This window comes from Arthrobacter sp. ok909 (genome assembly GCF_900104405.1).
GTDB lineage: Bacteria > Actinomycetota > Actinomycetes > Actinomycetales > Micrococcaceae > Arthrobacter > Arthrobacter humicola.
On the sequence record NZ_FNJS01000034.1, the window covers coordinates 22,309 to 49,224 of the forward strand.

At 67.7% G+C, this 26,916-nt stretch carries 31 protein-coding genes and 1 tRNA gene; 9 read left to right on the forward strand and 23 right to left on the reverse strand.

Translation table 11 applies throughout. The features are described from left to right. Positions 1 to 30: 30 nt before the first annotated feature. The 5 genes from BLR03_RS19970 to BLR03_RS19990 form a co-directional block, all read right to left on the reverse strand. Positions 31 to 1,437: a glycosyltransferase 87 family protein gene (locus BLR03_RS19970; RefSeq protein ID WP_091255939.1), complete on the reverse strand. Its 1,407-nt coding sequence runs from the start codon at positions 1,435 to 1,437 to the stop codon at positions 31 to 33. Between the two features lie 101 nt (positions 1,438 to 1,538). Next, on the reverse strand, positions 1,539 to 2,915 hold the full coding sequence (locus BLR03_RS19975) for an MFS transporter (protein WP_091255940.1): 1,377 nt from the start codon (positions 2,913 to 2,915) through the stop codon (positions 1,539 to 1,541). Further along, positions 2,912 to 3,457: a winged helix-turn-helix transcriptional regulator gene (locus tag BLR03_RS19980; protein WP_091255942.1), complete on the reverse strand. Its 546-nt coding sequence runs from the start codon at positions 3,455 to 3,457 to the stop codon at positions 2,912 to 2,914. The genes BLR03_RS19975 and BLR03_RS19980 overlap by 4 nt, the downstream gene beginning before the upstream one ends. A 68-nt stretch (positions 3,458 to 3,525) precedes the next feature. Next, on the reverse strand, positions 3,526 to 4,734 hold the full coding sequence (locus tag BLR03_RS19985; protein WP_091255944.1) for a cystathionine gamma-synthase: 1,209 nt from the start codon (positions 4,732 to 4,734) through the stop codon (positions 3,526 to 3,528). Positions 4,735 to 4,751: 17 nt separating this feature from the next. Beyond that, entirely contained in the window at positions 4,752 to 6,137 is a 1,386-nt protein-coding gene (locus BLR03_RS19990) for a cystathionine beta-synthase (RefSeq protein ID WP_091255946.1), read from the reverse strand. A 129-nt stretch (positions 6,138 to 6,266) separates the two neighbouring features. Between BLR03_RS19990 and BLR03_RS19995 the strand changes: the two genes are divergently transcribed. Next, the gene (locus BLR03_RS19995; RefSeq protein WP_091255990.1) at positions 6,267 to 7,400 is read left to right on the forward strand and encodes an SLC13 family permease; all 1,134 of its coding nucleotides are present in this window, start codon (positions 6,267 to 6,269) and stop codon (positions 7,398 to 7,400) included. A 52-nt stretch (positions 7,401 to 7,452) separates the two neighbouring features. Here the strand turns inward: BLR03_RS19995 and BLR03_RS20000 are convergent, their stop codons facing one another. Continuing rightward, complete coding sequence (locus BLR03_RS20000; protein WP_091255947.1) at positions 7,453 to 7,869, reverse strand: VOC family protein; 417 nt, start codon at positions 7,867 to 7,869, stop codon at positions 7,453 to 7,455. A gap of 163 nt (positions 7,870 to 8,032) precedes the next feature. On the opposite strand from BLR03_RS20000, the gene BLR03_RS20005 reads away from it, so the two are divergent. Beyond that, a complete protein-coding gene (locus BLR03_RS20005) occupies positions 8,033 to 9,013 on the forward strand; it encodes a DNA-3-methyladenine glycosylase family protein (RefSeq protein ID WP_091255949.1) in 981 nt (326 codons plus the stop codon). A gap of 164 nt (positions 9,014 to 9,177) precedes the next feature. Here the strand turns inward: BLR03_RS20005 and BLR03_RS20010 are convergent, their stop codons facing one another. Further along, on the reverse strand, positions 9,178 to 10,854 hold the full coding sequence (locus tag BLR03_RS20010) for an AMP-binding protein (RefSeq protein WP_091255950.1): 1,677 nt from the start codon (positions 10,852 to 10,854) through the stop codon (positions 9,178 to 9,180). A gap of 112 nt (positions 10,855 to 10,966) precedes the next feature. Here BLR03_RS20010 and BLR03_RS20015 point away from each other — a divergent pair, with 112 nt between their 5' ends. After that, on the forward strand, positions 10,967 to 11,245 hold the full coding sequence (locus tag BLR03_RS20015) for a putative quinol monooxygenase (RefSeq protein WP_091255991.1): 279 nt from the start codon (positions 10,967 to 10,969) through the stop codon (positions 11,243 to 11,245). A gap of 96 nt (positions 11,246 to 11,341) precedes the next feature. On the opposite strand, the gene trxA is transcribed toward BLR03_RS20015, so the two are convergent. The 3 genes from trxA to BLR03_RS20030 form a co-directional block, all read right to left on the reverse strand. Then, positions 11,342 to 11,755 carry a thioredoxin gene (trxA, locus tag BLR03_RS20020; RefSeq protein ID WP_091255952.1) on the reverse strand — a complete coding sequence of 138 codons (414 nt, stop codon included), beginning with the start codon at positions 11,753 to 11,755 and terminating at the stop codon, positions 11,342 to 11,344. 78 nt (positions 11,756 to 11,833) lie between these two features. After that, positions 11,834 to 12,379, reverse strand: coding sequence for an acyl-CoA thioesterase (locus BLR03_RS20025; RefSeq protein ID WP_091255953.1), 546 nt, complete (start codon positions 12,377 to 12,379; stop codon positions 11,834 to 11,836). Positions 12,380 to 12,447: 68 nt separating this feature from the next. Continuing rightward, entirely contained in the window at positions 12,448 to 13,176 is a 729-nt protein-coding gene (locus BLR03_RS20030; protein ID WP_091255955.1) for a Type 1 glutamine amidotransferase-like domain-containing protein, read from the reverse strand. A gap of 301 nt (positions 13,177 to 13,477) precedes the next feature. Here BLR03_RS20030 and BLR03_RS20035 point away from each other — a divergent pair, with 301 nt between their 5' ends. Continuing rightward, a complete protein-coding gene (locus BLR03_RS20035) occupies positions 13,478 to 13,912 on the forward strand; it encodes a DUF7144 family membrane protein (protein WP_237563235.1) in 435 nt (144 codons plus the stop codon). Positions 13,913 to 13,925: 13 nt separating this feature from the next. On the opposite strand, the gene BLR03_RS20040 is transcribed toward BLR03_RS20035, so the two are convergent. The 6 genes from BLR03_RS20040 to BLR03_RS20065 form a co-directional block, all read right to left on the reverse strand. After that, the gene (locus BLR03_RS20040) at positions 13,926 to 14,345 is read right to left on the reverse strand and encodes a VOC family protein (RefSeq protein WP_175460631.1); all 420 of its coding nucleotides are present in this window, start codon (positions 14,343 to 14,345) and stop codon (positions 13,926 to 13,928) included. After that, the gene (locus BLR03_RS20045; RefSeq protein ID WP_091255957.1) at positions 14,345 to 14,887 is read right to left on the reverse strand and encodes a GNAT family N-acetyltransferase; all 543 of its coding nucleotides are present in this window, start codon (positions 14,885 to 14,887) and stop codon (positions 14,345 to 14,347) included. Before BLR03_RS20045 ends, BLR03_RS20040 begins: the two co-directional genes overlap by 1 nt. A 111-nt stretch (positions 14,888 to 14,998) precedes the next feature. After that, entirely contained in the window at positions 14,999 to 15,403 is a 405-nt protein-coding gene (locus tag BLR03_RS20050; RefSeq protein ID WP_091255959.1) for a DUF1801 domain-containing protein, read from the reverse strand. After that, entirely contained in the window at positions 15,396 to 16,121 is a 726-nt protein-coding gene (locus tag BLR03_RS20055; RefSeq protein ID WP_091255961.1) for an MgtC/SapB family protein, read from the reverse strand. Before BLR03_RS20055 ends, BLR03_RS20050 begins: the two co-directional genes overlap by 8 nt. Before the next feature lie 128 nt (positions 16,122 to 16,249). Next, positions 16,250 to 17,842, reverse strand: a complete 1,593-nt coding sequence (locus BLR03_RS20060; RefSeq protein ID WP_091255963.1) for an ABC transporter permease — start codon at positions 17,840 to 17,842, stop codon at positions 16,250 to 16,252. Then, positions 17,835 to 18,767: an ABC transporter ATP-binding protein gene (locus BLR03_RS20065; RefSeq protein ID WP_091255970.1), complete on the reverse strand. Its 933-nt coding sequence runs from the start codon at positions 18,765 to 18,767 to the stop codon at positions 17,835 to 17,837. Before BLR03_RS20065 ends, BLR03_RS20060 begins: the two co-directional genes overlap by 8 nt. Before the next feature lie 105 nt (positions 18,768 to 18,872). On the opposite strand from BLR03_RS20065, the gene BLR03_RS20070 reads away from it, so the two are divergent. Beyond that, a complete protein-coding gene (locus tag BLR03_RS20070) occupies positions 18,873 to 19,304 on the forward strand; it encodes a DUF1810 domain-containing protein (RefSeq protein ID WP_091255971.1) in 432 nt (143 codons plus the stop codon). A gap of 51 nt (positions 19,305 to 19,355) precedes the next feature. Here the strand turns inward: BLR03_RS20070 and BLR03_RS20075 are convergent, their stop codons facing one another. The 3 genes from BLR03_RS20075 to BLR03_RS20085 all read right to left on the reverse strand — a co-directional run bounded on the left by BLR03_RS20075 (position 19,356) and on the right by BLR03_RS20085 (position 21,190). Further along, positions 19,356 to 20,246 carry an EAL domain-containing protein gene (locus BLR03_RS20075; protein WP_254788608.1) on the reverse strand — a complete coding sequence of 297 codons (891 nt, stop codon included), beginning with the start codon at positions 20,244 to 20,246 and terminating at the stop codon, positions 19,356 to 19,358. Between the two features lie 111 nt (positions 20,247 to 20,357). Beyond that, positions 20,358 to 20,600 carry a DUF1059 domain-containing protein gene (locus BLR03_RS20080; protein ID WP_368086986.1) on the reverse strand — a complete coding sequence of 81 codons (243 nt, stop codon included), beginning with the start codon at positions 20,598 to 20,600 and terminating at the stop codon, positions 20,358 to 20,360. Further along, positions 20,597 to 21,190, reverse strand: coding sequence for a DinB family protein (locus BLR03_RS20085; protein WP_091255973.1), 594 nt, complete (start codon positions 21,188 to 21,190; stop codon positions 20,597 to 20,599). The genes BLR03_RS20080 and BLR03_RS20085 overlap by 4 nt, the downstream gene beginning before the upstream one ends. A gap of 316 nt (positions 21,191 to 21,506) precedes the next feature. On the opposite strand from BLR03_RS20085, the gene BLR03_RS20090 reads away from it, so the two are divergent. Continuing rightward, positions 21,507 to 21,884, forward strand: a complete 378-nt coding sequence (locus BLR03_RS20090; protein ID WP_091255975.1) for a LysM peptidoglycan-binding domain-containing protein — start codon at positions 21,507 to 21,509, stop codon at positions 21,882 to 21,884. Positions 21,885 to 22,405: 521 nt separating this feature from the next. On the opposite strand, the gene BLR03_RS20100 is transcribed toward BLR03_RS20090, so the two are convergent. Both BLR03_RS20100 and BLR03_RS20105 read right to left on the reverse strand, forming a co-directional pair. Further along, positions 22,406 to 22,487: transfer RNA gene (locus BLR03_RS20100), tRNA-Tyr, on the reverse strand. Between the two features lie 150 nt (positions 22,488 to 22,637). Beyond that, complete coding sequence (locus tag BLR03_RS20105) at positions 22,638 to 22,892, reverse strand: hypothetical protein (protein WP_091255982.1); 255 nt, start codon at positions 22,890 to 22,892, stop codon at positions 22,638 to 22,640. A gap of 198 nt (positions 22,893 to 23,090) precedes the next feature. On the opposite strand from BLR03_RS20105, the gene BLR03_RS20110 reads away from it, so the two are divergent. Continuing rightward, positions 23,091 to 23,582 carry a YajQ family cyclic di-GMP-binding protein gene (locus tag BLR03_RS20110; protein ID WP_018773569.1) on the forward strand — a complete coding sequence of 164 codons (492 nt, stop codon included), beginning with the start codon at positions 23,091 to 23,093 and terminating at the stop codon, positions 23,580 to 23,582. A 124-nt stretch (positions 23,583 to 23,706) separates the two neighbouring features. Here BLR03_RS20110 and htpX read toward each other — a convergent pair whose 3' ends face one another. Further along, positions 23,707 to 24,576 (reverse strand): zinc metalloprotease HtpX, encoded by an 870-nt coding sequence (gene htpX, locus BLR03_RS20115; protein WP_091255984.1) that lies wholly within the window; start codon positions 24,574 to 24,576, stop codon positions 23,707 to 23,709. 66 nt (positions 24,577 to 24,642) lie between these two features. Next, positions 24,643 to 25,914, reverse strand: a complete 1,272-nt coding sequence (locus BLR03_RS20120) for an MFS transporter (RefSeq protein ID WP_091255986.1) — start codon at positions 25,912 to 25,914, stop codon at positions 24,643 to 24,645. 100 nt (positions 25,915 to 26,014) lie between these two features. Between BLR03_RS20120 and BLR03_RS20125 the strand changes: the two genes are divergently transcribed. Together BLR03_RS20125 and BLR03_RS20130 are read left to right on the forward strand one after the other, a co-directional pair. Further along, positions 26,015 to 26,482 (forward strand): Fur family transcriptional regulator, encoded by a 468-nt coding sequence (locus tag BLR03_RS20125; RefSeq protein WP_091255988.1) that lies wholly within the window; start codon positions 26,015 to 26,017, stop codon positions 26,480 to 26,482. Between the two features lie 40 nt (positions 26,483 to 26,522). Continuing rightward, a partial coding sequence (locus BLR03_RS20130) for a catalase (protein ID WP_139184616.1) occupies positions 26,523 to 26,916 on the forward strand: 394 nt, incomplete at its 3' end.

The following is a 26,916-nucleotide window of genomic DNA, read 5'->3' on the forward strand; positions in this document are numbered from 1 at the left end:
ACAGCCTAGCGGCGGCCGGCGGGGCGGCAGCTACGAGGAGACCGCGGAGGCCCGGACGTCCACTTCGGCGGCTGGCACCGCAACAAGGTCAAGTTCCGGCGCCACCGAGTCCCGGCGCAGGGCGACAAACCAGCAGACCAGGAGCGCCACGGCGCAGAACACCCCGGCGCTGGAGGCCATGATCCACAGGCCCGGTGTCTGAAGGTCGAGGTTCTGCGCGCCCAACGCCGTGCCGATGGTCTTCGGTGAGAACAGGAACACCAGGATCGAAACGCCCAGCACCACGCCCATGGTCCAGCGCATCCGGACGTAGCGGCGCGGGGTTTCGCGCAGGGTCCAGGCGAAGGCCGGGAAGACCGCCGCGACCCACACCCAGTGATGGGACCAGGAGACCGGGCTGATCAACAGCATGGTCAGCGCCGTCGCTGCAACAGCGACAACCCGGGCGCCCTGGTCGCTGGCGGCCTTGACGACTCCTGCGCCCAGGGCCACCACCGCCAGGCTCAGCACGAGCCACGGCACGGTGACGACTGGCTCCGGAACGCCGAAGTGCAGCAGCGCGCCCTTGAGGGACAGGTTGTCCACATAGCCCGCTCCGCCCATCCGGGAGGTGTCCGGCAGCATCTGGAGCCAGAACTGCAGGGACTCGACGGGACGCAGCAGCCAGCCGATCACCACTGTGACGGTGAAGCCGGCGGCCATGTTGCACAGTCCGCGCCAGTCCTTGCGGACCACGTAGTACAGGCCGAACACCAGGGGCGTCAGCTTGATGCCGGCGGCAACCCCCACCAGGAAGCCGCTGCCGGGGATGCCGCGGGTCCACCGCGAGTTCCGGGCCAGCAGGTCCGCGGCCATCAGGCCCATCAGCAGGATATTGATCTGGCCGAACACCAGGCTCTCGCGCCACGGACCGAGATTCAGCACCGCCAGGACCACGACGGCGGCGGCCCAGCAGTTGCGCGGGGACCGGAAGGTGGCGCGCCAATTGGTTTTGGCGTTCCAGTAACGGACCGTGCGGCCGGCGGCCAGGATGCCGACGACGGCGCCGGCGGTATTGAACAGTGTCAGCGCGGTCACCTGCGGCAGCCGGGCCAAGAAGCTGAAGAGCAGTGCGGCGAACGGCGGGTACGTGAACTTCAGCCCCGGACCCCCGGCCCAGTCCACGTTTCCCGCATACAGGTCCGACGGCGCGGCGCCGGCGTCGTTGAGGATCTTTCCGCCGTACCAGTAGACGCTGAAGTCCAGTCCCTGCTTGGCCCAGACCCCGAGCGACACCCAGACGAAGTAGCCGACGGCAGCGATGGCCACAATGACGGAGAGCCACAGCAGTATCCGGACCGGCGGTTTCGCGGTCGGCGGTTTCGGGACGGGCCGTTTCGGCAGGGGCGGTTTCGGGTCCGGCTGCGCAGGGCGGTCCTTGGAATCGAGCACTGACATGAATTCCCCAATCGGGCTGCTGGTGTAGACGCTTGCCGAATGGTCGGTTCCGTCCGGGCGGCCGAAACGCGCCCTCGCTGTCGGGTCAGTCTACAGAACAGCTACGCCGCAACCGGGACCGTGTCCGTCTTTCTGGCGTCCTTGCGGATGGTGGCGCTGATGACAGCGGCGATCGTGCACATCGCGGCGGCGGCGAACCAGGCGTAGGTGTACTGGCCGGTGGCGTCCCGGACGGCTCCGGCCGCCAAGGCCGCTGCGGCCGCGCCGAGCTGATGGGCGGCGAACACCCAGCCGAACACGACGCTGCCGTCGGCGCCGAACACCTGGCGGCAGATCGCGGCGGTCGGCGGCACCGTGGCCACCCAGTCCAGGCCGTAAATGACGACGAACACAATCATGCTGGGCTGGACCGTGGCGCTTAGCAGCAGCGGCAGGACCAGCAGCCCGATACCGCGGAACTGGTAGTACACCGCGAGCAGGATGCGGGGGTTGAAGCGGTCCGTGAGCCAGCCGGAGGCGATGGTTCCGACGATGTCGAAGAGCCCGACGACGGCGAGCAGGCCCGCCGCGGTGGTTTCCGGCATGCCGTGGTCGTGGGCGGAGGGGATGAAGTGGGTGCCGATCAGCCCGTTGGTGGTTGCGCCGCAGATCGCGAAGCCGGCCACGAGGGCCCAGAAGGTACGGACCTTGCTGGCCCGTTTGAGGACCTGCAGGGCCCGGACGGCCGCGTTGCGGCTGGGTTCGGCAGCTGCCGGCCCTGCAGTTTCAGGCCCCGCGGCTTCCGGCCCGACGGTCTCGGGCCCGGCCGTCTCATCGGAGGTCCCGCCGGCGGCCGGCGGCGTGGCTCCGTAAGGCAGCACGCCGACCTCGGCCGGTGAGTTCTTCAGGAACTTCAGCACGAGCGGCACCACCGCGAGCGCGCCGGCACCGATGAGGAGCGAGGCCTGACGCCAGCCCGGGTCCTGGGCCAGGAGCGCAATGAAGGGCAGGAACACGAGCTGCCCGGCGGCGCTGCCGGCGGTGAGGATGCCGATCACCAAGCCCCGGCTCTTGGCGAACCACGTGTTGGCGACGGTGGTGGCGAAGACCAGCGCCATGGACCCGGTGCCGAGTCCGATCAGCAGCCCCCACGTCAGCAGGATCTGCCAGGACTGGTTTACGAGGACTGTCAGTGCGCTGCCGGCGCCGATCAGCATCAGGGCCACGGCGGTGACGGCGCGGATGCCGAAGCGTTCCATGAGGGCCGCCGCGAACGGTGCCGTGAGCCCGAACAGTACGAGGTTGATGCTGACCGCGGCAGAGAGCACGGTAGTGGACCAGCCGAACTCGTTCTGCAGCGGCACCATGAGCACGCCCGGGGCGGCACGGAACCCGGCAGCGCCGACGAGCGCGAGGAAAGCCACGGCGGCCACGCCCCACGCCGGGTGGATCCGGTGGCGGACGGGCGCGGGGGTCAGAGTGTCTTGAGGGGCGCTCATGCGGCGGTTCCGTTCCGGGGCTGGGACTTGGGCTGGCCGGGCACCGGGCTCTGCGCGCGGGCCGACGCCAGCGGCACGGGGTTGGCGGTGCGGGTGAGGCTGTGCCAGCTAGTGTTCCCGGCCGTCAGCCGCTCCCCGCAGGCCGTGCAGGTGTCCGCAGAGGAGGTCCTCGCCCCGCAGCCGTTGTGAATGACGAACATGTGCGCCTGCTCGGAAGGGGCCGGGAGGTGCTTTTCGGCCCAGATCACGACGGCGTTGAGCACCGGCAGGGCGTCCTCGCCCTTGGCGGTGAGGACGTACTCCTGGCGGGTGCGGCCGCCGTCGTCGTAGGGCCGCCGGGTGAGCAGCCCGGCGTCGACGAGCCCGGCGAGCCGCTTGGTGAGCACGGAATCGGCTGCTCCGAGCCGCTGCTTCATGGCCTCGAAGCGGCCGTTGCCGAAGAAGACCTCGCGCAGGACGAGCATGCTCCAGGGATCGCCGAGGATGTCGAGGCCGCGGGCCATGCTGCAGGTCCGCTGGGACCAGTCGGATCGGAGTGCCATGCAGCCAACCCTAGCTGACTCTCTTAGAGAAAGCTAGGGTTGGCTGTATGGCACAGGCGGGCGGCTAGCTAGCTGTTGCCGTCCAGGGCGGAAAGCGCGGTGTCGAGGTCGGCGATGAGGTCCTCGACGTCCTCGATGCCGCACGAGAGCCGGATCAGGTTGACCGGAACGGCCAGTTCAGTGCCCTTGACCGAGGCATGCGTCATTTCCGAGGGGTAGTTCATGAGTGATTCGATCCCACCCAGGGACTCGGCCAGGGTGAACACGGACGTCGATTCGGCCACCTTGCGTGCCGCGGCTTCGCCGCCCTTGAACTGCACGGAGATCATGCCGCCGAATTTCTTCATCTGCTTCCTGGCCAGCTCGTGGCCCGGGTGGGAGGGCAGGCCCGGGTACAGCACGGCCTCCACTTCAGGGCGCTTCAGCAGCCATTCCGCCACGGCCTGGGCGTTGTCGCTGTGCCGGTCCATCCGCACGCCGAGGGTCTTCAGGCCGCGGGTGGTGAGGAAGGCGTCCATCGGACCGGACACGGCGCCGACAGCGAACTGGACGAAGCCGATCTTCTCGGCCAGCTCCGGGTCGTTAACCACGATCGCGCCGCCGACGACGTCGGAGTGCCCGCCGATGTACTTGGTGGTGGAGTGAACCACGACGTCGGCGCCGAGGGCCAGCGGGTTCTGCAGGTACGGCGAGGCGAAGGTGTTGTCCACGACGAGGAGGGCGCCGGCGTCGTGCGCCACTGCGGCGAGGGCCTCGATGTCGGTGATCTTCATCATCGGGTTCGACGGCGTCTCCACCCACACCAGGCGGGTCTTGCCGCCGCCGGAGGCCGAACCCCCGGCGGCCACGGCCTTGGCGACGGCGTCGAGGTCGGACATGTCCACCGGGGTGTTGCCGATGCCCCACTCCCCCAGGACCCGGCTGATGAGCCGGTAGGTGCCGCCGTAGGCGTCGTTGCCGAGCACGATGTGGTCACCGGGCCGGGTCAGGGCACGGATCATGGAGTCCTCGGCCGCCAGGCCCGAGCTGAAGGAGAACGCGGCGGTCCCGCCCTCCAGCGCGGCCAGCTGCTCCTGCAAGGCATCGCGGGTGGGGTTGGTGCCGCGGCCGTATTCGTAGCCGGCGCGCAGTCCGCCGATCCCGTCCTGCGCGTAGGTGGAGGAGAAGTGCACGGGAGGCACCACGGCGCCGGTGCGCGGCTCGAAGGCCTGGCCGGCGTGCACGGCGCGGGTGTTGAAGCCGGCCTTCTTCGCGGAAGAGCTTTCTGGCAGAGACATGGGACTCCTTGAACTGGTCAGTTGCTGAGGTAGGCGAGGAGGTCGTGGCGGGTCAGGATCCCCACCGGAGCGCCGACGAACGTCACCATGAGGGTGTCGGCGTCGGAGAGGAGTTCGCGGGCGGTCGAGATCGATTCGAGCGAGCCGATCACGGGCAGCCGGGCCTCCATGTGTTCGGAGATCTTGTCCGAGAGCTTGGCCTCGCCCCGGAAGAGCTTGGCCGTGAGCGTGCGTTCGTCCACGGCGCCAAGGACCTCGCCCATCACGACGGGCGGTTCCTGGGACAGGACGGGGATGTGCGAGACGCCGAACTCGTTCATGATGTTGATGACATCGCGGACGCTCTCGTTCGGGTGGATGTGGACCAGGTCCGGGAGTTCCCCGGTCTTGGCCTTGAGGATCTCGCCCACCGAGGCTTCGTCCCCGCCGGCCAGGAAGCCGTAGGAGCGCATCCACTGGTCGTTGAAGATCTTCGCGAGGTAGCCGCGTCCGGAGTCCGGCAGGATGACCACCACGACGGCGTCCGCCGGGAGGTCCCTGGCCACCTCCAGCGCGGCCACGACGGCCATGCCCGAGGACCCGCCCACCAGCAGCCCTTCTTCGCGGGCCAGCCGGCGCGTCATCGCGAAGGAGTCGGCGTCGCTGACGGCAATGACGTCGTCCGGGACGGACTTGTCGTAGTTGGCCGGCCACATGTCCTCCCCGACGCCCTCGACAAAGTAGGGTCGGCCGGTGCCGCCGGAGTAGACCGAGCCGGCGGGATCGGCGCCGATGATCTTAACGACGCCGCCCTCGGCCTCGGGCCGTCCGGCGGAGACTTCCTTCAGGTACCGGCCGGTGCCGGTGATGGTGCCGCCGGTGCCGGCGCCGATCACGCAGTGCGTAATCCGGCCGTCGGTGTCGTTCCAGATCTCGGGCCCGGTAGTTTCATAGTGGCTTGCCGGGGCGGCCGGGTTGGAGAACTGGTCCGGCTTGTAGGCTCCCGGGATTTCGGTGACGAGCCGGTCGGAGACGCCGTAGTAGCTTTGGGGGCTGTCCGGCGGGACGGCGGTGGGGGTGACCACCACTTCGGCGCCGTACGCCTGGAGCACGGCCCGCTTGTCTTCGCCGACCTTGTCCGGCACGACGAAGATGCAGCGGTAGCCCTTCTGCTGCGCCACGAGCGCCAGACCGACACCGGTGTTGCCCGAGGTGGGTTCAACGATCGTGCCGCCGGGCAGGAGCTTGCCCGTCAGTTCGGCCTCCTCGATCATCTTGACCGCGATCCGGTCCTTGATCGAACCGCCAGGGTTCAGGTATTCCAGTTTCACCAGGACGGTGGCTGCAATGCCGTCGGTCACGTGGTTGAGCTTGACGAGCGGCGTATGGCCGATGAGGTCCAGAACGGACGGGGCGTACTTCATAGGTACCAAGTTACCGTCTCCGGCGGACGGGCACGTCGGCGCAGTCCCGTCCCCTTGAGGTGCGACGATTGGGCGGTGAAGTGGATCGCCCGGCTGAAGAGGTTCAAGAGCTATGCGCTGCCGGCGGGCATGCTGCTGGCAGGGTGCGCGGCGCTGGCGTCCGGGCTGCTGCCGGCCCAGGCATTCGACGAGCTGGCGGCGCGGACGGTGCCGGTTCTGGCGTTTGTCGTGGCAATGTCCCTGGTCACGGAGCTGGTGGATGACGCCGGGCTCTTCCGTGTGGTCACGGAGCGGCTGGCCGCCCTGGGCCGTGGCCGGGTGTTTCTGTTGTGGCTGCTCGTGATCGCCCTCGCCACCGTGTCCACGGTGTTCTTGTCGCTGGATACGACGGCGGTACTCGTGACGCCCGTCGTCGTGCTGCTGGCCGTTCACGCCCGGATTCCGGCGCTGCCGTTTGCCATGACCACGGTCTGGCTGGCCAACACGGCGTCGCTGCTGCTGCCGGTCTCCAACCTGACCAACCTGCTGGCGCAGGACCGGCTCAAGCTGAGCCCCGCCGCGTTCGCCTCGCTGGTGTGGGCGCCGGCCCTGGTGGGCATCCTGGTGCCGCTGGTGCTCCTGTGGCTGGCCTTCCGGAAGGACCTGCGCGGCCGCTACGGGCCGCAGCCGATCCACAAAGTGCGGGACCGGGTGCTGCTGTACGCGGCGTCCGGGGTGATGGTGGTCCTGCTGCCGGCGCTGGTTTCCGGGGTTCCGGTGCAGATCCCGGCGATCGCGGCGGCGGCCGTCCTGCTCTTGCTGTTCCTTTGGCGGCGCCGCTCCGCCCTGCGCTGGTCCATGATTCCGTGGCGGCCGCTCATGCTCACCTCCGGCCTGTTCATGGTGGTGGAGACCCTGCACGGGAACGGGCTCACCCGTTTCCTGACCGGGATTGCCGGCACCGGGGACAGCCTGCCGGCGCTCCTGCAGCTCGCGGGGCTGGGCACCGGGGCCGCCAACGCCGTCAACAACCTGCCTGCCTACCTGGCCCTGGAACCGGTGGGCGGCTCCCCTGCCCGGCTGGCGGCACTGCTGATCGGGGTGAACCTGGGGCCGCTGGTCACCCCCTGGGCTTCGCTGGCCACGCTGCTGTGGCACGAGCGGCTCCGTGCACTCAACGTAGACATCCGCTGGGGCGGCTTCGCCGTGGCCGGCGTCGTCGCCGTCGTCCTGGTAATCCCGCTGGCGGTCCTGGCGCTCTGGCTCAGCACAGGGATGCACTGACCTGCTGTGCCCGCCTGCCGGGGTCGGTCAACCCGGCGCGTGAGTGCGCCACTCAGGCGCCGATGTCATTCCCGGGGTCGGCGCCGCCCTCCGGCACTGCGTTCTGCCACAACCCCACCACGTTGCCTTCACTGTCCTTGAAATAGGCATTCCATCCCATCCCCGGGACCTCCAGCTTTTCACGGACCACGGACCCGCCGCGGGCGGCGATGCTCGCCAGTGCGGCATCGATGTCGTCGACGTCGATCGTGACAACCGGCGCCGTAAGGTCCCCGCGCCGGAACAACCCGCCGTTGATGGACCCGGTGACGGCGGGCCGGCCGTGCTCGTCCATCGGCGTCGTCATGGCCAGGCTGTACTCCATCTCCGGCATGACCTGGAAACCCCAGCCGAAGATTGAACCGTAGAACTCCCGCGCCCGGTCCTCGTCGTCTGCGGGAATCTCGAAATGCACCACTCCACCGGCCATAATCTGCTCCTGGCGGCCCCGGGGCCCGGGCCAACGGCAGGACCGCCACATGGGTGTCCCAGCCGGATTCTAGCCCCGGAAACCGCGCAGACTTAGGGCCATTTGGCTCACCTGCCGGAACCTCCGGTGCGGGGCTGTCCGTCCGGCGTGGGAACATGTTCGGATGACCCTCGCAGACGTTCCCGCCGGCCATGCCGCCGCGGCGGACGCCTCTTTGCGGTGGCGGCCCGGCGGCCCCTTCGACCTGATGCAGACGCTCGGGCCGCTGCTGAGGGGGCAGGGGGACCCTTCCATCCGCACATCACCGGGCGCCGTGTGGCTTGCGTTCACGACGCCGGCCGGCCCGGCGTCGCTTCGGCTCGTGTCCTCCGGGCCCCGGACCGATCCCGCCGTCGATGTCCAGTCGTGGGGCCCCGGCGCCGCCGAGGCCGCGGCCTCCGTTCCGCGCATGCTGGGCCGTGACGACGACTGGACAGCTTTTGATGAGCCGGCGTTCCACGCAACGCTCCCCCGCATGGTCGTCGAAGCCCGGCGCCGCAACCTCACCGTCCGGCTGCCCGCCACCGGACGGATGGTCGACGCGCTCGTGCCGACCATCCTGGAGCAGAAGGTCACCGTCATTGAGGCCCGCCGCGGCTACCGGTACCTGACGTACCGCTTCGGGACAGCTGCCCCGGGCGCCGGAACGGTGGCCCCGGCCAACCTCATGCTCCAGCCCACGCCCGGCCAGTGGCTGCGCATTCCGTCCTGGGAATGGCACAAGGCCGGGGTGGGTCCGCAGCGCTCGGCGACTGTCATGCGGGCGCTGCGCTCCGCCCCCGCGCTGGAGCGGCTCGCCGACCTCCCCGCCGCGGAAGCAGCGGCGAAACTGCAAACCATCCCGGGGATTGGAGTGTGGACGGCCGCCGAGGTGGTGCAACGCACGCACGGCTGCCCGGACTCGATCGCGGTCGGCGACTACCACCTCGCGGCCTACGTCGGCGCTGCCCTGACCGGTCGCCGGACGGACGACGCCGGCATGCTCAGACTTCTGGCGCCCTGGGCAGGGCACCGGCAGCGGGTGGTCCGGATGATCGGCCTGAGCGGCTTCCGCAAACCGACCTTTGGCCCGCGGATGACCATCCAGGACCACCGCGGGCACTAGTCCCGTCCTCCCACCATTGGGGCTGACCGCGTTCCGGGGGCACTTTGACGCGGACACACCGCCAACCAGGGTGCCGGCGTCGAACACTGCGAGCAAAGTGCCCCCGGACGGAACCACCCCGCCACAAAACAACATGCCCGACCCGGCCACCACCAGCAACGCGGTTAGAGTCCCAGGCGGGCCGCGGCCTCCTGGCGCATGTCCACCTTGCGGATCTTGCCGGAGACGGTCATGGGGAAGCTTTCCCGGACGTCGACGTAGCGCGGAATCTTGTAGTGCGCCAGCTGGCCGCGGCAGAACTCGGCCAGGCCGGCGGCATCCAGCGGCGCGGCCCCGGGTTTCATGATGACGCACGCCATTAGTTCCTCGCCATACTTGGCGTCCGGGATGCCGATCACCTGAACGTCCTGGATGTCCGGATGGGTGTAGAGGAATTCCTCGATTTCGCGCGGATAGACGTTCTCGCCACCGCGGATCACCATGTCCTTGATCCGGCCCTCGATCACCACATACCCGTCCTGGTCCATCCGGGCGAGGTCCCCGGTGTGCATCCACCCGTCGGCGTCGATCGCCTCGGCCGTCTTGTCCGGCTGGTTCCAGTACCCCAGCATCACGGCGTAGCCGCGCGTGCAGAGTTCGCCGATCCCGCCGCGCTCCAGCACCTCCCCCGTGACCGGGTCCACGATCCTGCTCTCCAGGTTCGGCATGGTCCGGCCCACGGTCTCGGTCCGCTGGGCCATCGTGTCCAGGCTCCGGGTCATTGTGGACACCGGCGAGGTCTCCGTCATCCCGTAGCAAATGGCGACGTCTTTCATGTTCATTTCGGAGATGACCCGGTTCATCACCTCGATCGGGCACAGCGATCCGGCCATGACGCCCGTGCGCAGCGTCGAGAGGTCGTAGGAGGCGAAGTCCGGCAGGGCGAGCTCGGCGATGAACATGGTGGGCACACCGTAGAGGGACGTTCCGCCGAAGTCCTGCACGGCTTCCAGCGCCGCGGCCGGCGAGAACGACCGGCCGGGGATGATCGTGGCGGCTCCGTGGCTGAGCGCCGCCAGGTTCCCGATCACCATTCCGAAGCAGTGATAGAACGGCACCGGGATCACGACGCGGTCGTGTTCGGTGTAGCCGAGCTGCTCGCCGATCGAATAGCCGTTGTTGAGGATGTTGTGGTGCGTCAGCGTGGCGCCCTTGGGGAAGCCCGTGGTGCCGGAGGTGTACTGCAGGTTGATGGGGTCGTGCGGATCCAGCGCCGCCATGCGCGCCTGCAGCGCGGAGTGTCCGACGTCGTCAGCCCGCTTGAGCAGTTCGGCGTATGTCCGCTCCGCCTCGTTCTGGGGTTCGCCGGCGGTGAGACCTTCCGCGCCGGCGTCCGGGAGGAAGACGAGCTCGCGCAGCTCCGGGCAGGCTGCCAACGCCTGGCGTGCCATGCCGGTGTAGTCGCTGTTCCTATCCGACGGCGCCGTGACCAGCATGCGCATGCCGCTCTGTTTGACCACGAACTCGAGCTCGTGGCTGCGGTAGGCGGGGTTGACGTTGACCAGGATCGCCCCGGTCTTCGCCGTCGCGTACTGCAGGATGGTCCACTCGGCACAGTTGGGACTCCAGATGCCGATCCGCTCGCCCTTCGCGACGCCCAGGGCCAGGAGCGCTCGGGCCAGGCGGTCGACGTCGTCGTTCAGCTTGGTATAGCTCCACCGCCGGGCCTCTTCGCCGGGCACTGCGGCCGCCTCGATCAGGGCATCGTGATACGGGAACCGCGCCGCGATCCGTTCGAAGTTCGCGCCAATGGTTTCCTCGAGCAGCGGGACGTCAGTGTCCCCGCCTGTGTAAGCAAGCATGGTGTGACGCTACCTTGTGTGCGGAGGCAAGAGAAGAGCAAAGCTTGGAAGTCCTATGAAATTTTCCGGCCATCTTCCGGTACCGGCGCGGACGCCCGGTAGGGTAATTGCCATGAGCGCTCCCATTGACCTCCTGGCCACCTTCATCCCCAACGACGGCGAATTCTTCCGCGTGAAGCTCGCGCTGGAGATCGCGATTGACGAGGTGGTCAACGAGCCCGGTTGTATCCGCTACGAACTCACCGAGGCCAACGAGGACAAACTTGTCCTGACCGAACGGTGGGCAAGCCAGGAGGACCTGGACAAGCACTCCAAGGGCACCGCCGTGCAGGACCTGAACGAATCCCTCAGCGCGCTGCTGGCCCAGCCTGCCATCCTCGAAAAGCTCTGACCCACCACCTCAACGACAACGCGGGGTCACCGCGCGCCCATCCTTGAAGGATTTATGGGCGCGGAGTGACCCCGCGTTGCTTGCGTTGGCGGAGGTTTAGGCGTCCGGGATCTGGGTGCCGTCCTGCGTGGGCGCCGAGGCAGCGGCCTCGGCCTGGGAGCGGGCAACATGCGCGTGGACCTCTTCCATGTCCAGGGCCTTGACGGCGTCCACCACCTGCTCCAGCTGCTGGGCGTTCAGGGCGCCGGGCTGCGAGAACACCAGGACCTTTTCGCGGAAGGCCATCAGCGTGGGGATCGAGGTGATGCCGGCCTCGGCAGCGAGCTGCTGCTCGGCCTCGGTGTCCACCTTGGAGAAGACCACGTCCGGGTGCTTCTCGGAGACTGCTGAGTACGTGGGGCCAAACTGCTTGCACGGGCCGCACCATTCGGCCCAGAAATCGACGAGGACGATGTCGTTATCCTCGACGGTCGATGCGAACTGTTCACCTGTGATGTCTACGGTAGCCATGAGTCAACGGTACGGGAGCAGTCCGGGAATGTCCCCGGCATTTCGCTGTTGGCACATCCTGGCCGGCGCGTGCGCCCGTCAGGTCCAGGCGTGCGGCGCCGGACGCCTGGCGCCGGGCAGGGCGTTGGTTTCGCGCCATTCGTGGATCCACTCAGGCAGCTCCAGATCCGCTGGCGGGGCGCCGAATTCGCGGATGATCTCCTCCTGGCTGACAGGCTTGCCCTTGCTGACCAGCCGGGTCGCGATGTAGGCGCGGGCATAGACTTCGGCGTCCACCACCATCCGCTGCTCGAAGTAGATGGCTTTTGAGTCAAGGCCGATAATCTTGGATTCGATGGTGTACTGCTGCCAGAGCTGCAGCGAACGGCGGAAGGCGATGGTTTCCCCCGCGGCCACGGGGGTCCAGCCCCGTCGGCGCATCTTCTTCCAGGTTCCGCTGCGGGCCATGAGGTCGAAGCGCCCGAGGTCCATGAGCGAGAAGTACATGCCGTTGTTCACGTGCATGGCTATGTCGATGTCCGTGGGCAACACGCGCAGCGGTAGGGACGAACTTTCCCAGATGCTCAGCGGCGGGCGGCGCGAGGCCGTGAACAGCAGCAGGAGGGTACGGAGCAGGAGGTGCATGAGGCAATGTTACCCGCGAGTAACAACGGTGCCAAGGGGTACGGCCCAAGGTGCCCCGCGTCCGCAGGCTAGCTGTGTGCGGACAGCACCGAGACGGTGGCCTTGGGTCCGGCCCCGCGAATCGTCCAGCAGTTCCCGGTGCCGATCACGTCGAGTTGCTGCAGGTCGGCGTGGTGCAGCACCAGGGCGGTGTTCTCATCGACGGCGGCCGCGTGGTCCACGAGTCCCTTCGCCACGGCACCGACGGCCCGGCTGAGTGTTCCGGCCTGCGCGGCATGGACGTCGACGGCGAAGGGCACCAGGCCCAGCCCGTCGCGGATCTCCACTTCCTCGAGCCCCTCGGAACAGTCCATCGCGCAGACCTCGGTGCCCCTGATCCGGTATCCGCCCACGATCGCCCGCGCCGGGGCCACCATCGCCCCGGCGGAGAACCCCATGTACGGCACACCCTCCGAGACCGCACGGCGGATGGCCACCGCGGACGGCAGGAGGCCCTCCAGGTAGGCCGGCGTCGGGCCGCCCCCGACCACGATTCCGTCGACGTCGTCGAACGCGGCCGGATTCGCCTCTTTGTTGAAGCGGAGCAGGACCGGGAGCACCTTGCAGTCGATCCGGGATTCCAGCGGCCCCACATAGGCGGGCAGGAAATACTCAGAGCTGCCCTCGTGGTCAAAGAGAACGACGGCGACGCGCGGGACCCTGCCGGGGGCCCGGTGCCGGAGTTCCCTGACGAACCGGTCGAAGACGGCGGGAATGGTCACGGTGTCCGGGCCTCCGCCGACAAGGATGATGGTCATGGCTTCAAAGTACCCGGATCCGAAGCAATCGCAATGGGCCCGGCGCGTCTGCGCCAGCCTTGGCCGACGCCGAACTTGCTCGCTGCCCGCGCCGCGGGGCCGGGCGAGGCGGGCGGCGTCGCCGGAGTCCGTCGGTGCGCGGACAGAACCGGACCGAACGCCACGGCGGTTCCAAAGTTTCTGTAGTGATTGACCGGCACGGACGGTGAGGAACATAATCGGAATCGGTACTAGCTTCACGCCACGACTGCGCCGACCATGAGGCCGACGGCAGAGCATTCAACGGAAAGCGGTCGGCACTATGACTACTGCCCATCATCCTGTTGCTTCGACTGGCTGGACCGGCTGGGTCCGTTTCGCCGGAGTAATTCTAATCATCAACGGCGTCTTCAGCGGCCTTCAAGGCCTCGTCGCTCTCACCGGTCCTGACACCTACTATTTGGCGACCCCAGGCACGCTGTTCATCTTCGACGCGAAGGGGTGGGGCTGGTGGAATCTAGCTCTCGGGGTGCTCTTGATCCTCACCGCCGTCGCGCTCTTCTCCGGTGCAACGTGGGCTCGAGTCGTTGGTGTTGTCGTAGCGGGCTTCAGCGCGGTCGTTCAACTGATGCTCATTCCGGCACAGCCGTGGTGGTCCGTCATCGTCATCGCCATGGACGTGCTGATCATCTACGCGATCATCGCCCACGGCGAGGAACTTAAGGCCGAACAGGCGCCCCCGCCAACCAACCCGTAGGGCACCAACGCGATCAGTCTGCCGCAATCAACTCCACTTGGTAGCCGTCCGTGTTCACGAGGTAGGCGGCGAAGTGGCCGGGGCCGCCTGCGTGCGGGTATTTGTCCGGAAACAGTTCGGTCCAGCCCAGGTTCAGGCCCTCGGCCGCCATGGCGTCCACCTGGTCCCGGGTCCCCGCGCTGAAGGCCAGATGGTTCCGCCCCGGCGCGGTGCGGTCGTGGACGTTCCCGGTCAGGGCCGGAGATTGCTCGACGTCGATATACGTGGGCCCCCGCCGCCAGCTGCACCCGTGAGCCCAGTCCTGGTAGGCCTCGTAGCCCAGCCGGCCCAGGAGCCAGCCCCACTGGTCCCTGGCCCGCTCAAGGTCCGGCACCCAGAGCTCAACATGGTGCAGGGCACCAAAGGACGCGGGCGCACCCGGAACGGCTGCAATCAGAACAGGATCCGCTGAAACAGGACGTGGTCCTGCCAGGATCCGGCAATCCGGAGGTACCTGGGGGCCAGGCCGATTTCTTCGAAGCCGGCCCGTTTCAGGATTCGCTGGGATGCGGCGTTGTGCCGGAGGGTGGCGGCCTGCAGCCGGTGCAGTCCGAGCTCGGCATGGGCGGCCCCGACGGCGAATTCCACGGCGGCCGAGCCAATCCCCTGTCCTGTCATGTCCTTGTCCACCCAGTAGCCGAGGTGGGCGCTGAGGAACGGCCCGCGGACAATCCCGCTGAGGTTCATCACCCCGACGATGCGGGAACCGTCCACGAGAACCCACGGCACGTCCGATCCCGCGATGAACAACCCGAGTTTGGACTCGATGCTGGCGGCCTGCCCGTCGGCGGTGAAGAATTCCTCGGCCCGCACAGGTTCCCAGGGCGCCAAGTGCTCCCGGTTCCGGAGGTAGGCCTGGGCCAGCCGGCCGGCGTCGGACCTGTGCAGCACCCGCACGCGCACTGTGCCCGTCAAAGCGATGCTGTTCTCGGTCATCCGGCGACTCTAACGGTCATGCCGAATGGCTTCAATCTACGGCGCGGCAGTGCGGGAATGGTCGTCATGCTTCGGCGTCCCGGTTGGCCTGGCCGGGCCCGGCGGTCAGCTTCAGCCGCCGGGTTTGAGTTTCCGCCAGCCGCCTGCCCGGTTGTCCGCGATGATCTGCCGGAGCATCGCGGTGAGGGCCTGCCCGGGGATGGATTCACCCTGGCGGAAAGCGATAGTGCGTGCGGTCTTGTTGTCGTGCCCGCCCGTGATGATCCCCTCCGGGTCCGGGACGATTCCGCCGTCGTAGAGGAAGACGTTGACGTGGTCCTTGGCCGCCAGGAGGGCGCAAATGTTGCCCTCGAGGACGAAGTAAGGCTGAGTGGTGCGCTTGATGGTCTCGGCGACGGCCGGGTCGGCGGCATGGACAAGTTCGCGCACCTGGCGGCAGATCTCTTGCTGCCAGTCCGGCAGTGCCGTGATGAACGCGTCAACCCGGGGGTCTCGAAGCGGGAGGTTGTCAGCCACCGTCGTCGTCCTCGTTCGCGTCGGCACCGTGCACGGTGACGCTCTTCACGCCGGGCACGTCCAGAAGGTAGGGGACGAGCTCGCGCAGCGGTAGGTGCCCGTGGAAGCGGATGTCCATGAGGACGATCGGTTTTTGTTCGGTTCCCGCTTTGCTGGTGCTCAGGATCGAGGAGCTGAAGCCCATGTTGGTGGCGATTGCCAAGACCTCCCTGAGCACGCCCTGGTTGTCGGCGTAGCCCAGGTGCAGGATCTTGTTGGCGTCCTTGGTGGGGATCCTGCGGACCCCGGGAGAGACCACATACAAGGTGATGAGGTGGAAGGCGGTCAGCGAGAGTGCCAGGGAAAGCATCCCGGCGCCGCATGCCATGCCGACGGCGGCCGCTACCCAGATGCTCGCGGCCGTGGTGAGGCCCCGGACAACGTTCCGTCCCTTGAAAATCACGCCGGCGCCGAGGAAGCCGATGCCGCTGACGATTTGGGCGGCAATGCGGGCCGGGTCCATGGTGGCCCCGGGGGCCAGTGCGGCGGAGAACCCGTAGGCGGAAATGAGAGTGAAAGTGCACGATCCGAGGCCGACCAGGACATGGGTGCGGTAGCCCGCGACCTTTTGCCGGACCTGCCGCTCGACGCCGATCAGGGAGCAGAGGACAAAGGTCGCCAGCAGGAGCCCGATTTCCACCAATGTGGTCGGGGTATATAGCCCGTATGCGTCCTGCATCCGCCCTCCGACTCGGCCCGAGAGCGGCGCCCGGTCGTTTCTGAGGTGCGCCAACGGCTCTCGAAGTTGATACTACCGCCGCCCCCGTATGGGGAACAGGGCGGCGAACAGGGGCGGTTCGGCTGTGTTCACGTGGCCAGATCCCGGCGCCGCCAGCCGGCGTAGCCGAGCGCGGCCAGCGCCGCGGCCGTCACGGTGAGTCCCAGCACCGGCCACACGGAGCCGGAATCCAGGGGGAGCAGCGGTGAATGCCGGAACGGGGAGAGCTCCATCACCCACTCCGGGGCGTTCCACAGGACGCCAAACTCGCCCAGGGCGACGAAGAGCAGCAGCAGCCCCCAGACCGTCCCGGTGAGCCGGGGCGCCCAGCCGAACACGGCCAGGACTACTGAGGTCATGACCCAGGCCGCGGGGATCTGTGCCGCGGAGGCCACCGTGATGCGCCCCAGCTGATTTCCGTCGGACAGGACCATGGCGGCGCCGGCCCCGACCGACAATCCGGACAGCAGCATGAGCACGGCGACGCCGGCGAGCGCGAAGGCGAAATGGCTTGTCGCCCACCGCGGCCGGGTGGTGGCCGTGCCCAGCAGCGCCTCCACGTGGCCGTCCGTTTCCTCGTCGCGGAGCCGGTTGGCTGCGGACAGCCCGTAGGCAGCGGCAAGCAGTCCCATGATGCTGATCTCTGCGGCGATGAAGGCGTCCGTCATGGCCTGGGTCCCGCCCAGCATCCTGATCAGGTCCTGGGCGTTGGGGGAACTCAGCAGGTCCGTGACGTTGCCGGCCAGCGATCCGATCACGACGCCGAACGCCACGAATGCCACCGCCCACGCCGCAAGGAGACGGAACTGGAGGCGCACGGCGAGGTCCCAGACGCCGTTGAGTGAGCCGCGCGCCGGGCCGGGGCGTTCCTCCCGCAGCCCCGCGCCGAGGTCCCGGCGGGCACGAAGGACCAGCGCGACCGGCACGAGGGCTGCGCAGAGTGCCAGCGGCAGGGCTAGCACCCACCACCGGTCTCCGGCAAAGGCCCGGATCTGCTGGTTCCAGCCGATCGGCGAAAGCCAGGACAGGGCTGACGGCCCCGGCTCTGCGAGATCCCCCACCGCGCGCAGCGCGTAGGTCACCGCGACAACGCCGAGGCTCAGTCCCGTGGCGGCCCGCGCACTGGCAGTCAGCTGGGCGGTCACCCCGGCCACGGCGCTGAAGGCCATGCCGGTGGCGGCCCAGCCGAGTCCGAACGCGAGCGAGCCGGCGGCGGGAAGGCCGCCGGCGGCCAACGTCACGACCGTGACCAGCCCGAGGACAAGGCTCGCGCCGAAGCTGATGGCGAGGGCCGCGGCGAGCGGGGCATCGCGCCCCAGCCGCCCTCCGCCGAGGAGCTCGAGCCGCCCGGACTCTTCGTCGCTGCGCGTATGCCGGATGGTGATGAAGACCATGAGGACGGCGAGGATGGCGGCCATGAACGCCGTGTACTTGATCAGGGACAGCGCGCCCAGGGACGTGGGGTCGTAGACCCTGCCGAACAGTGCCACTAGCGATGCCGTGGCGTTCAGGGCTGTCGCGGCTTCGACCCGGCTCCCGACATCGGGGTACAGCTCTGCGCCGGCCGCGGCGGTTGAATAGGTCGTGACGGCGAATCCGGCGATCCATGCCGGCAGCAGCCAGCGGTCGCGCCGGAGTCCGAGCCGGATCAGGATGCCCGTCCCCGCCAACGTTTCACGCATCACCGGGCCGCCCGCTGCTCGCCCCGGCCGCAACCGCGGGCACCGCCGCGCCATAGTGGCGCAGGAACAGGTCTTCGAGGGTTGGCGGCTGGCTGGTCAGCGCGAGGAGCCCGGCGTCGGTCAGGGCCCGCATCAGCGGGGCCAGGCCGGACGGTTCCACTTGGGCGCTGACCCGATGGTTCGTGACGACGACGTCGTGGACCCCCGGCAGGGCATCCAACCCTGCCGGTACGGCCGCGACGTCGGCGGTGACGGAGGTCCGGGTGAGGTGCCTGAGCTCCTCAAGCCGCCCGGTCTCCACCACCCGGCCCTCACGGATGATGCTGACACGGTCCGAAAGCGCCTCGGCTTCGCTCAGGATGTGGCTGCTGAGCAGGACTGTGCGGCCCTGGTTCCGCAATTCCCGGACACATTGGCGGAAGGCGTCCTCCATGAGCGGGTCCAGGCCGCTGGTGGGCTCGTCCAGCAGGAAAAGCTCGGCGTCGGTGGCCAGCGCGGCGATCAGGGCCACTTTCTGCCGGTTGCCTTTGGAATACGCCCGGGACTTCTTCGTCGGGTCGAGATCGAATATCTCCAGGAGCCGGTCCCGCCGGGCAGCGTCCTGCCCGCCCTGGAGCCGCCCGAGCAGATCGATCACTTCACCGCCGGTCAGGTTGGGCCACAACGCCACATCCCCGGGGACGTAGGCCAACCGCCGGTGCAGGCTCGCGACGTCGCTCCACGGGTCAAAGCCCATGACCCGGATGGAGCCCGCGTTGGCGCGGAGCATGCCCAGCAACAGACGGATGGTTGTCGACTTCCCTGAGCCGTTGGGGCCCAGGAAACCGTGGACCTCGCCCGCTTCGACTGAAAAGTCCAGCCCGTTCAGGGCAACCACCGGCCCAAACCGCTTCACAACCCCGGCCATCTCCAAGACGCTCGTCATAGCGGACACGATACGCCGGGGTCGGACCATATCGCCCCGGCCGAAGGACCCGTTCACGAGCGTCCGGGCTGTCGCGTTGCACCCCGGCGACGTAGCCTAGCGAGCATGGAAGACCCCTACGATCTTGAACGGTTCGTAACTGCCCAGGACTCCGGTGGGACGTACGGGCAGGCCCTGGCGGAGCTGAGGTCCGGCGCGAAGCGGAGCCACTGGATGTGGTTTGTGTTCCCCCAGCTCGCCGGGCTTGGCCACAGCGAGACCGCCCGCAGGTATGCCATCTCATCGCTGGACGAGGCGCGGGCTTATTACCGGCACGCGGTCCTGGGCCCGCGGCTCGTGGACGTCGCCGCCGCTGTGGCTGCCGTGCAGGGACGGTCCGCGGTGCAGATCTTTGGAGGCATCGATGCCCGGAAGCTGCACTCGTCCATGACGTTGTTCCTGCGGGCCGCCCCCGGAGAGTCCGTGTTCCGCGACGTCCTGGACCGCTACTACGACGGCGCCCCGGACTCGGCCACGGACCAGTTGCTGGAGGGGTAGGGAGCCGGCGGGCGCAGCGGGGCTACCGGCACCTCCGGCCCCGGGCACGGGTTAGGTGTCGGCCGCGGCGAGGGCCGTGATCATCCGTTCCATGCGGGCGATGCCGGCAAAGCGTCCCGCGTTGTCCGTGACGAGCAGGGGGTCAAAGGGGCTGTCCTGGGTCCGCGTCATGGACCGCGCCAGTGCCTCGCTGAGCGGTGTGTCCAGGTTGACCCGCATGCCCGGGCTCACCATCCCCAGCGCCGCGGCCGAGGGATCGAGCACCGCGACGGGCCGCATGTACTCCCCCATCAGCACAACCGACTCCAGGGCAGGGTTACCGTCAAAGGCGGCGGCCGCCGTCGCCGCGCTAGTGGCCGTCGTCGCAGGTTCCACGATGTCGCGGATAATGCCTCGGTGCGTCACGGGCGGTTTTGACGCCGGGCGGTGGGCGATGTCAAGGTCGAGCGCTTCCCATGCCGGCCCCGGTCGGGCCGGGCAATACCCCTGCACCAGGGGAACGCCGAGGGCGGCAGGGGCGTCCAGTTCTTCCACCCGTTCCACGCCTTCGGCCAGGATCCAGGCATCGACGCGGCTGGCAAAAGTTCCGAGCCTAGAGATCAGCGCGCGCTTGGCTTCGTCGCGGTCGACGTCCTGGATGAGCTGGCGGTCGATCTTGATCAGCGAGGGCCGCAGGGCAAGGAGGTGACGGAGCCCCGCATAGCCGGCTCCGGCGTCGTCGACGGCGATCAGGGCGCCTGCGGCGCGCAGCTGGTTGAGGTCAGGTTCCAGCTCCAGATAGGCGTCGATCGGAGTTTGCTCCGTGAGCTCAACCACGAGCCCGCTAAGGTTTCCCTGATCGCGCCAGATCTCGCGGATGCTCTCCGTCAGGAGCAGTTCAGGTGAGACGTTGAGCGTCAGGAAGCAGTTTGGCGGCAACGTGGGACGCGCCGCGAGCGTCAACAATGGGCTGGTAGGCCGCGGAAAGACCTTCGCCGCGGCAGGCGGCCGCCAGATGCTCTTTCCAGCCCGGGGCGGACCCGGCGCCGGGCGGGAGACCGCCTGCCTCGTGAATCAACTAACGGGGACGATGGCTCTGTGGACGGACTGTACGACGTCGGCCGGCAGCTCCTCCAGGCCGTGGGCGGTCGCAGCGTGGGCTGCCACTTTGACCAGAATTTCATCATCCGTGCTGCACACCCAGCGGGCTTCACAGCCGGGAACCACATCACCACAGGGAAACGACAACCCTACGATGCCCCCGCCCCAAAAACTGAGATTTGGCTTGCAGAAAAGCCGGGTGTTTCCAGCAATCAATCATTGGCCGCCAGGGCTTCGGCGGCCGCGGCGGCCGCTTCGATCCGGGCCCGGTGAACAGCCCACCCTTCGGGGGTGCGCGCCGAGAGGTTCGGGTCATTCAGCCGTTGGCCGGCGCTCCCGTCGATGAGCTCACGCAGGATGTCCGCGTGGCCAAGGTGGTGGGCAGTCTCGACGCACATGTGGACGAGGATCTGGTGCAGGGTCACGTGCTTGCGCTCGTCCGGCCACCAGGGCACAACGCCGGGCGCGTCCAGGGCCAGGTCATGGATTGTGGCGTCGCTGTGCGCGGCAGCGAACCGGTGCAACTCGACGATCTGCTCCCGTGTCTCGCCGGGGGCAGCCCACATGTCGGCATCCGGCTCTGCATCGTCGGCCAACCACGGCAGCTCCAGGCTGCCGGGCCGGCCGAAGACCTCGCCGAAGTAGCCGAATTCGACGCTGGCCACGTGCTTGACCAGGCCCAGCAGGTTGGTGCCGGTCGGAGTGAGCGGCCGGCGCACGTCGTACTCGCTCAGGCCCTCAAGCTTGCCGAGGAGGTCGGCGCGGCGGGTGCTCAGGTAACGGTGCAAGATCGCCTTATCGTCCATGACGGGCACTATACCTAACCCGGTCAACGGGCCCGCCGGAAAACAGGTTTCATCTAACGTATGGAATAATCGGCGGCAGCGGGCCTCGGGGGGAGGCCCCGAATGACAGGACACCAACGTGAGTCACGGTCCCGGCGCCAGTCGCCTCGTGCCCGCCACTGCGATTCTTGCCGCATTCTTGGCCGGTTTGCTGACCGCGTGCGGTTCCGGTGCGGACGCGTCCGGCGGACCCGCGGCGGGGCGGCCGGCGGCCGCGGTGCCTGCATCACCCCCGGCAGCCTCCCCGCCTCCGGCGGTCCTGTCGGGGATAACGGAGATGAATGGCTACTTCCTACCCATGCGCTATACGGCCGCCGACGGCGACACCTGGGAGGGCATCGCCGCCCACTTCCGGATGACTCCCGAGATCCTCAGGAGCTTCAACCAACCGGCGCCGCTTGCCGCGGGGCAGATGGTCGATCTCCGAGGCGTGGACGTCCCGCAGCTGGGGGCCGGCGGCCACGTCACCGGGCAGGACGGCCAGGGACGGCTGCTTTACAGGACGGTCCCCGGGGACACCCCGTCGGGCATCGCGAGCCGCTACGGCGTCCCGCTCCATGCACTGCGGATGGCCAATCTGGACTTGCTCACCGGCGGCGAATGGATTCCGCCCGCCGGTTCAACAGTGACGATCCCGAATGCGCCGACCGACTGAGCATTTTCGCTCCTCACCCTAAAGGGCTATCCCCCAGGATCGGAACGGACACTTCTGGTGGCACAGTGGGCGCCGTCGCCTGGCCGCAAATTCCGGCAACGGGCCACTGGCCCGCCATCGTGGAGTAACGTGTGACTCAACTCACTAGGAGGGGTTCACATCAGCTACAAGTATCGAACCGTCAGAGTTCGCGGCACCGACATGGTCGGAACCATTGCGCGAAAACACGGGAGCGCGCCCGAGATATACGAAACTTCAAAAGACCCGAGCACTTCTGTGGTTCCGGTGTTTTTCCAGGCAACGGGCGAGGTCCGTTTCTTTGACCGATCCGTGCTGGAGGACGTACCCAAAGCCGCCGACCAGCAACCGTAACGCATCCTCACGCAGGAAACATGACGGGGCGGCTTGCGGTCCGTTTCACAGGTAAGCGCGCTCACAAAGGTGCCCACACACCATGCCCGGGAAATGGCAAAGGGCCCTACTTCCTTGCTATTGCTAGGAAGTAGAGCCCTTTGCTTGGGTGGCAGATGAGGGATTCGAACCCCCGTAGGCGTTGCCAGCTGATTTACAGTCAGCCCCCTTTGGCCGCTCGGGTAATCTGCCGAACTTCAAAAGAAGATCACTCGCGGTCCCTAGCCCCGGAACGTCTGTTTCCAGTCCGTTCCGCTTCCAGAACCCGCGGGCAAGACAACTTTACAGAACTTCCGCCGAAGAATCGAATCGGCGTCTTGCAGAGCCAAAAAGCCCGGAAATTCAGGCGTCTCCGAGAATGCGTCCGGCCAGTCGGGCCTCGAAACGCGCCGCCTGCTCCGCAGTGACCTGGTTCAGCTGAACGGCGCGGGCCAGATCGGCGTGGACGCCGTCCAGGCGGGCCGAGGCATCCGCGGCCGGGCTCAGAATAATGGAGGCCGCCAGCGCGGCGGCGGCAACGGAAGTCGCCGTCGTGGCCAGGGTGCTGGCAGCGGCGGCGGTGGTGCGGGTGACGTAGCGGACGGCTTTGTTGTGCATGCTCTTTGCCTTTCAGCGTCGGTTCCAACCCTTGCAACTCTGCTCAGCCCGGCTTCGTTCCCGCACGGAGTTAGCTATGAAGGGACTGTGAAACGTAGCCCCGCCGGCGGGCCTCCGGATCGGGGGTATCCGTATTAGGCTGGAATGCAGACATCCCGGCCTTTCACCAGGCACCCGGCAACCATCAGGAGGACAGTCATGGCAGGCGAATCCACGTTCGACGTCGTCAGCAAGGTAGACAAGCAGGAAGTCGCCAACGCGCTGAACCAGGCGCAGAAGGAAATTGCCCAGCGCTACGACTTCAAGGGCGTCGGCGCCGAAGTCGATTTCAGCGGCGAGAAGATCCTCATGAAGGCCAACTCCGAGGAGCGGGTGCTGGCAGTGCTGGACGTGCTGCAGTCAAAGCTCATCCGCCGCGGCATCTCGCTGAAGTCCCTCGACACGGGCGAGCCCTACGCCTCCGGCAAGGAATTCCGGCTCGAGGCCTCCATCAAGGAGGGCATTGCCCAGGACCTCGCCAAGAAGATCAACAAGCTGATCCGCGACGAGGCCCCCAAGTCCGTCAAGTCGCAGATCCAGGGCGACGAGCTCCGGGTGACGTCCAAGTCCCGCGACGATCTCCAGGAAACCATGAACCTGCTGAAAGGCTTCGACGAGGCCGACCTGCAGTTTGTGAACTTCCGCAGCTAGCGGTCCCACCCCGGCGCAATTTTCCTCACGACGCGCAAAAGAGCTGGCGACACCGGAGTTCCGGTGTCGCCAGCTCTTTTGCGTGTCGCGAACGTATCCGCGCGTCGCCAGACCGCAGCTAACGTCAGCTGAGCGGGCGGCCGGCCATCCGCTCGAGCCGGTCGATCCGCTCCGCCATCGGCGGGTGGGTGGAGAACATCTTGGCCACGCCTGCGCCGCGGAACGGGTTGGCGATCATCATGTGCGAGGCGTTGACGAGCTTCTGGTCCTGCGGCAACGGCGCCAGTTGCACGCCCTGCTCGATCTTGCGCAGGGCTGAGGCGAGCGCCAGCGGATCGCCGGTCAGCGACGATCCGTCCTCGTCGGCGTCGTACTCACGCGTGCGGGAGATGGCCATCTGGATCAGGGAGGCAGCGAACGGGGCCAGCAAGGCCATGGCGATCGCGGCAAACGGGTTTGCGTTGCGGCGGTCCCCGCCGCCGAACAGCAGCATCATCTGCGCCACCGACGTGATGACGCCGGCGACGGCGGCGGCCACCGACGCCGTCAGGATGTCCCGGTTGTAGACGTGCATCAGTTCATGGCCCAGGACGCCGCGCAGTTCGCGGGCGTCCAGCAGCCGCATGATGCCCTCGGTGCAGCAGACGGCGGCGTTCTGCGGGTTCCGGCCGGTGGCGAAGGCATTCGGCGCCATGGTGGGCGAGACGTAGATGCGCGGCATCGGCTGGTTGGCCCGGCCGGACAGCTCCCGGACGATCTGGTACAACTGGGGCGCCTCGGCCTCCGTGACGGGATAGGCCTGCATGGCACGAATGGCCAGCTTGTCGCTGTTCCAGTACCCATAGGCCGTGGTGCCGATGCCGACCAGGGCCATGATCCAGATCGGCGCGGCACTGCGCGTCCCGGCCGCGATGAAAGCGCCCAGACCCAACAGCACCGCCCACAGGACCCCGAAAAGGGCCGCGGTCTTCAGTCCGTTGTGATGCTGATGCACTGGTCCTCCTGATGACCCGTATTTCACTGACCTGCAGTTCACAGACCTACCAAGGAAAACGAACCGCTACGGCACAGGGTTCCGCGCGTCGTAGCGCAGGAATCCCGACTGCAGGCGGGCCGCCGTCCAGGCTACGGCAATGCATAGCGCGCCGCCGAGCAACAGGACCCATCCCTCGTTCCAAAGTTTAGTCGCGCCGCCGGCCAGCATGTCCCCGATCCGGGGTCCACCGGCCACCACCACCACGAACACACCCTGCAGCCGTCCGCGCAGGTGGTCCGGTGTGGAGGCCTGCAGGATGGTGGTGCGGAAGACGGCGCTGACGGAATCCGCGATGCCGGCGAGCGCGCAGCACAAGGCGGCGGGCAGCAGCCACACCGTCACGCCGCCGTCGCCGGTATGCCCCGCGAGGACAACCACCAGGCCGAACGCCACGATGGAAGCGCCCCAGCCCATCACGGACCACACGACGGCGGCACCCTGCCGGCGAACCCGACCCAGCGGCCCCGAGAACAGGCCGGCCAGGAACGCCCCGACGGCCGTGGCGGCCAGCAGGATGCCTACCGTTGCCTCGCCGCCGCCGATCATCAGGGCGCCGATGGCAGGCAGCAGCGCTCGCGGCTGGGCAAAGATCATGGCCACGAGGTCGATCACGAACGTCATGCGAAGGTTGGGCCGGGTGCCAAGGAAGCCGAAACCCTCCACCACGGAACGCAGCCCGGCCGGCCTGGCATGTTTCCCGGGCGGCATGGGCGGCAGATTCAGGAGCGCCCAGAACGCAAAGGCGAAGCTGACGACGTCGATCGTGTACGTCCAGCCGAAACCGATCCAGGCCACGAGCACGCCTGCCAGGAGCGGGCCGGCGGTCATGGTCAGGCCGAAGCTCATCATGCTCAGGGCGTTGGCGGCCGGCAGCAGCTCTTTGCGGACCAGGGCCGGGATGATGGCGCTGCGGGCCGGCTGGTTGATGGCCTGGGCACCGCTTTGCACCGCCACGAGGACGTACAGCAGCCACACGTTGCCCAGCTGCAGCCACGCCTGCAGGGCCAGGGCGACGGTGGTCAGCCAGAGGACGGACGAGGCCAGGAGGGCGACCGTGCGGCGGTCATGTGCGTCGGCGATCGAGCCGCCCAGCAGTCCCCCGAACACCAGCGGAACGAGGGCGAAGATGCTCAGCAGGCCCACATAGAGGCTGTCCTGGGTCAACCGGTACACCTCAAGGCTGACGGCCACCACGGTCAGCTGGCTGCCCAGGGCCGAGACGGAGGACCCAAGCCACAGGCGGCGGAAGGCGGGACTTTCGCGCAACGGCGTCATGTCCGCCAGAAATTTCCCCACCGGGCAACTCTAGCGGCGGCCCGGGCGGCTTGTGACGAGGACGGACGTAGTTAGCCCTGCCTTATTGTGAGACAGTCATAATAAGTGCTTCAATGGGACCATGACGGATTCCTCGGGCAGCCACGACGCATGGGCGGCCGCCCTGCGTGCCCACGGCCGTCGGGTGACCAAGCAACGCCTGGCCGTGCTGGCCGCCGTCGAACATCACCCGCATTCGCCGGCGGAGGCGATCCTTGCCGCCGCCCGGCAGGAACTGCCGGACCTGACCGCCCAGTCCGTCTATGTGGTCCTGGGCGACCTCACCGATCTGCACATGCTGCGCCGGTTCGAACCCCCGCACTCCCCTGCGCTGTACGAGACCAGGGTGGGCGACAACCACCACCACGCCGTCTGCATCAGTTGCGGCCGAGTGGAGGACGTCGAATGCGCCGTGGGCCACGCGCCCTGCCTCACCCCGCATTGGGACGCGAACGCCAAGCCGATGACCATCCAGATCGCGGACGTGCTGTACCAGGGCATCTGCCAGGACTGCCAGCGCACCCAACAACTTCCCTCCGAACGAAACTAACAAACCCAACCAAAGGAGAATGATGACTGAGAACATCTCTGTGCCCGCCGTGTCAACGACACAGTCCGGCGCTCCCGTCACGTCCGACGCGCACTCCAAGTCCGTCGGCGCCGACGGTGCGATCATCCTGACCGATCACTACCTGATCGAAAAGCTCGCGCAGTTCAACCGCGAACGTGTCCCGGAGCGTGTTGTCCACGCCAAGGGCGGCGGCGCCTTCGGTACCTTCAAGACCTCCGAGGACGTCTCGAAGTACACCAAGGCCGCCCTGTTCCAGCCCGGCACCGAGACGGACATGCTCATCCGTTTCTCCTCCGTTGCCGGCGAGGCAGGCTCCCCCGACACCTGGCGCGACCCCCGCGGGTTCGCCGTGAAGTTCTACACCACCGAGGGCAACTACGACCTCGTCGGCAACAACACCCCGGTGTTCTTCA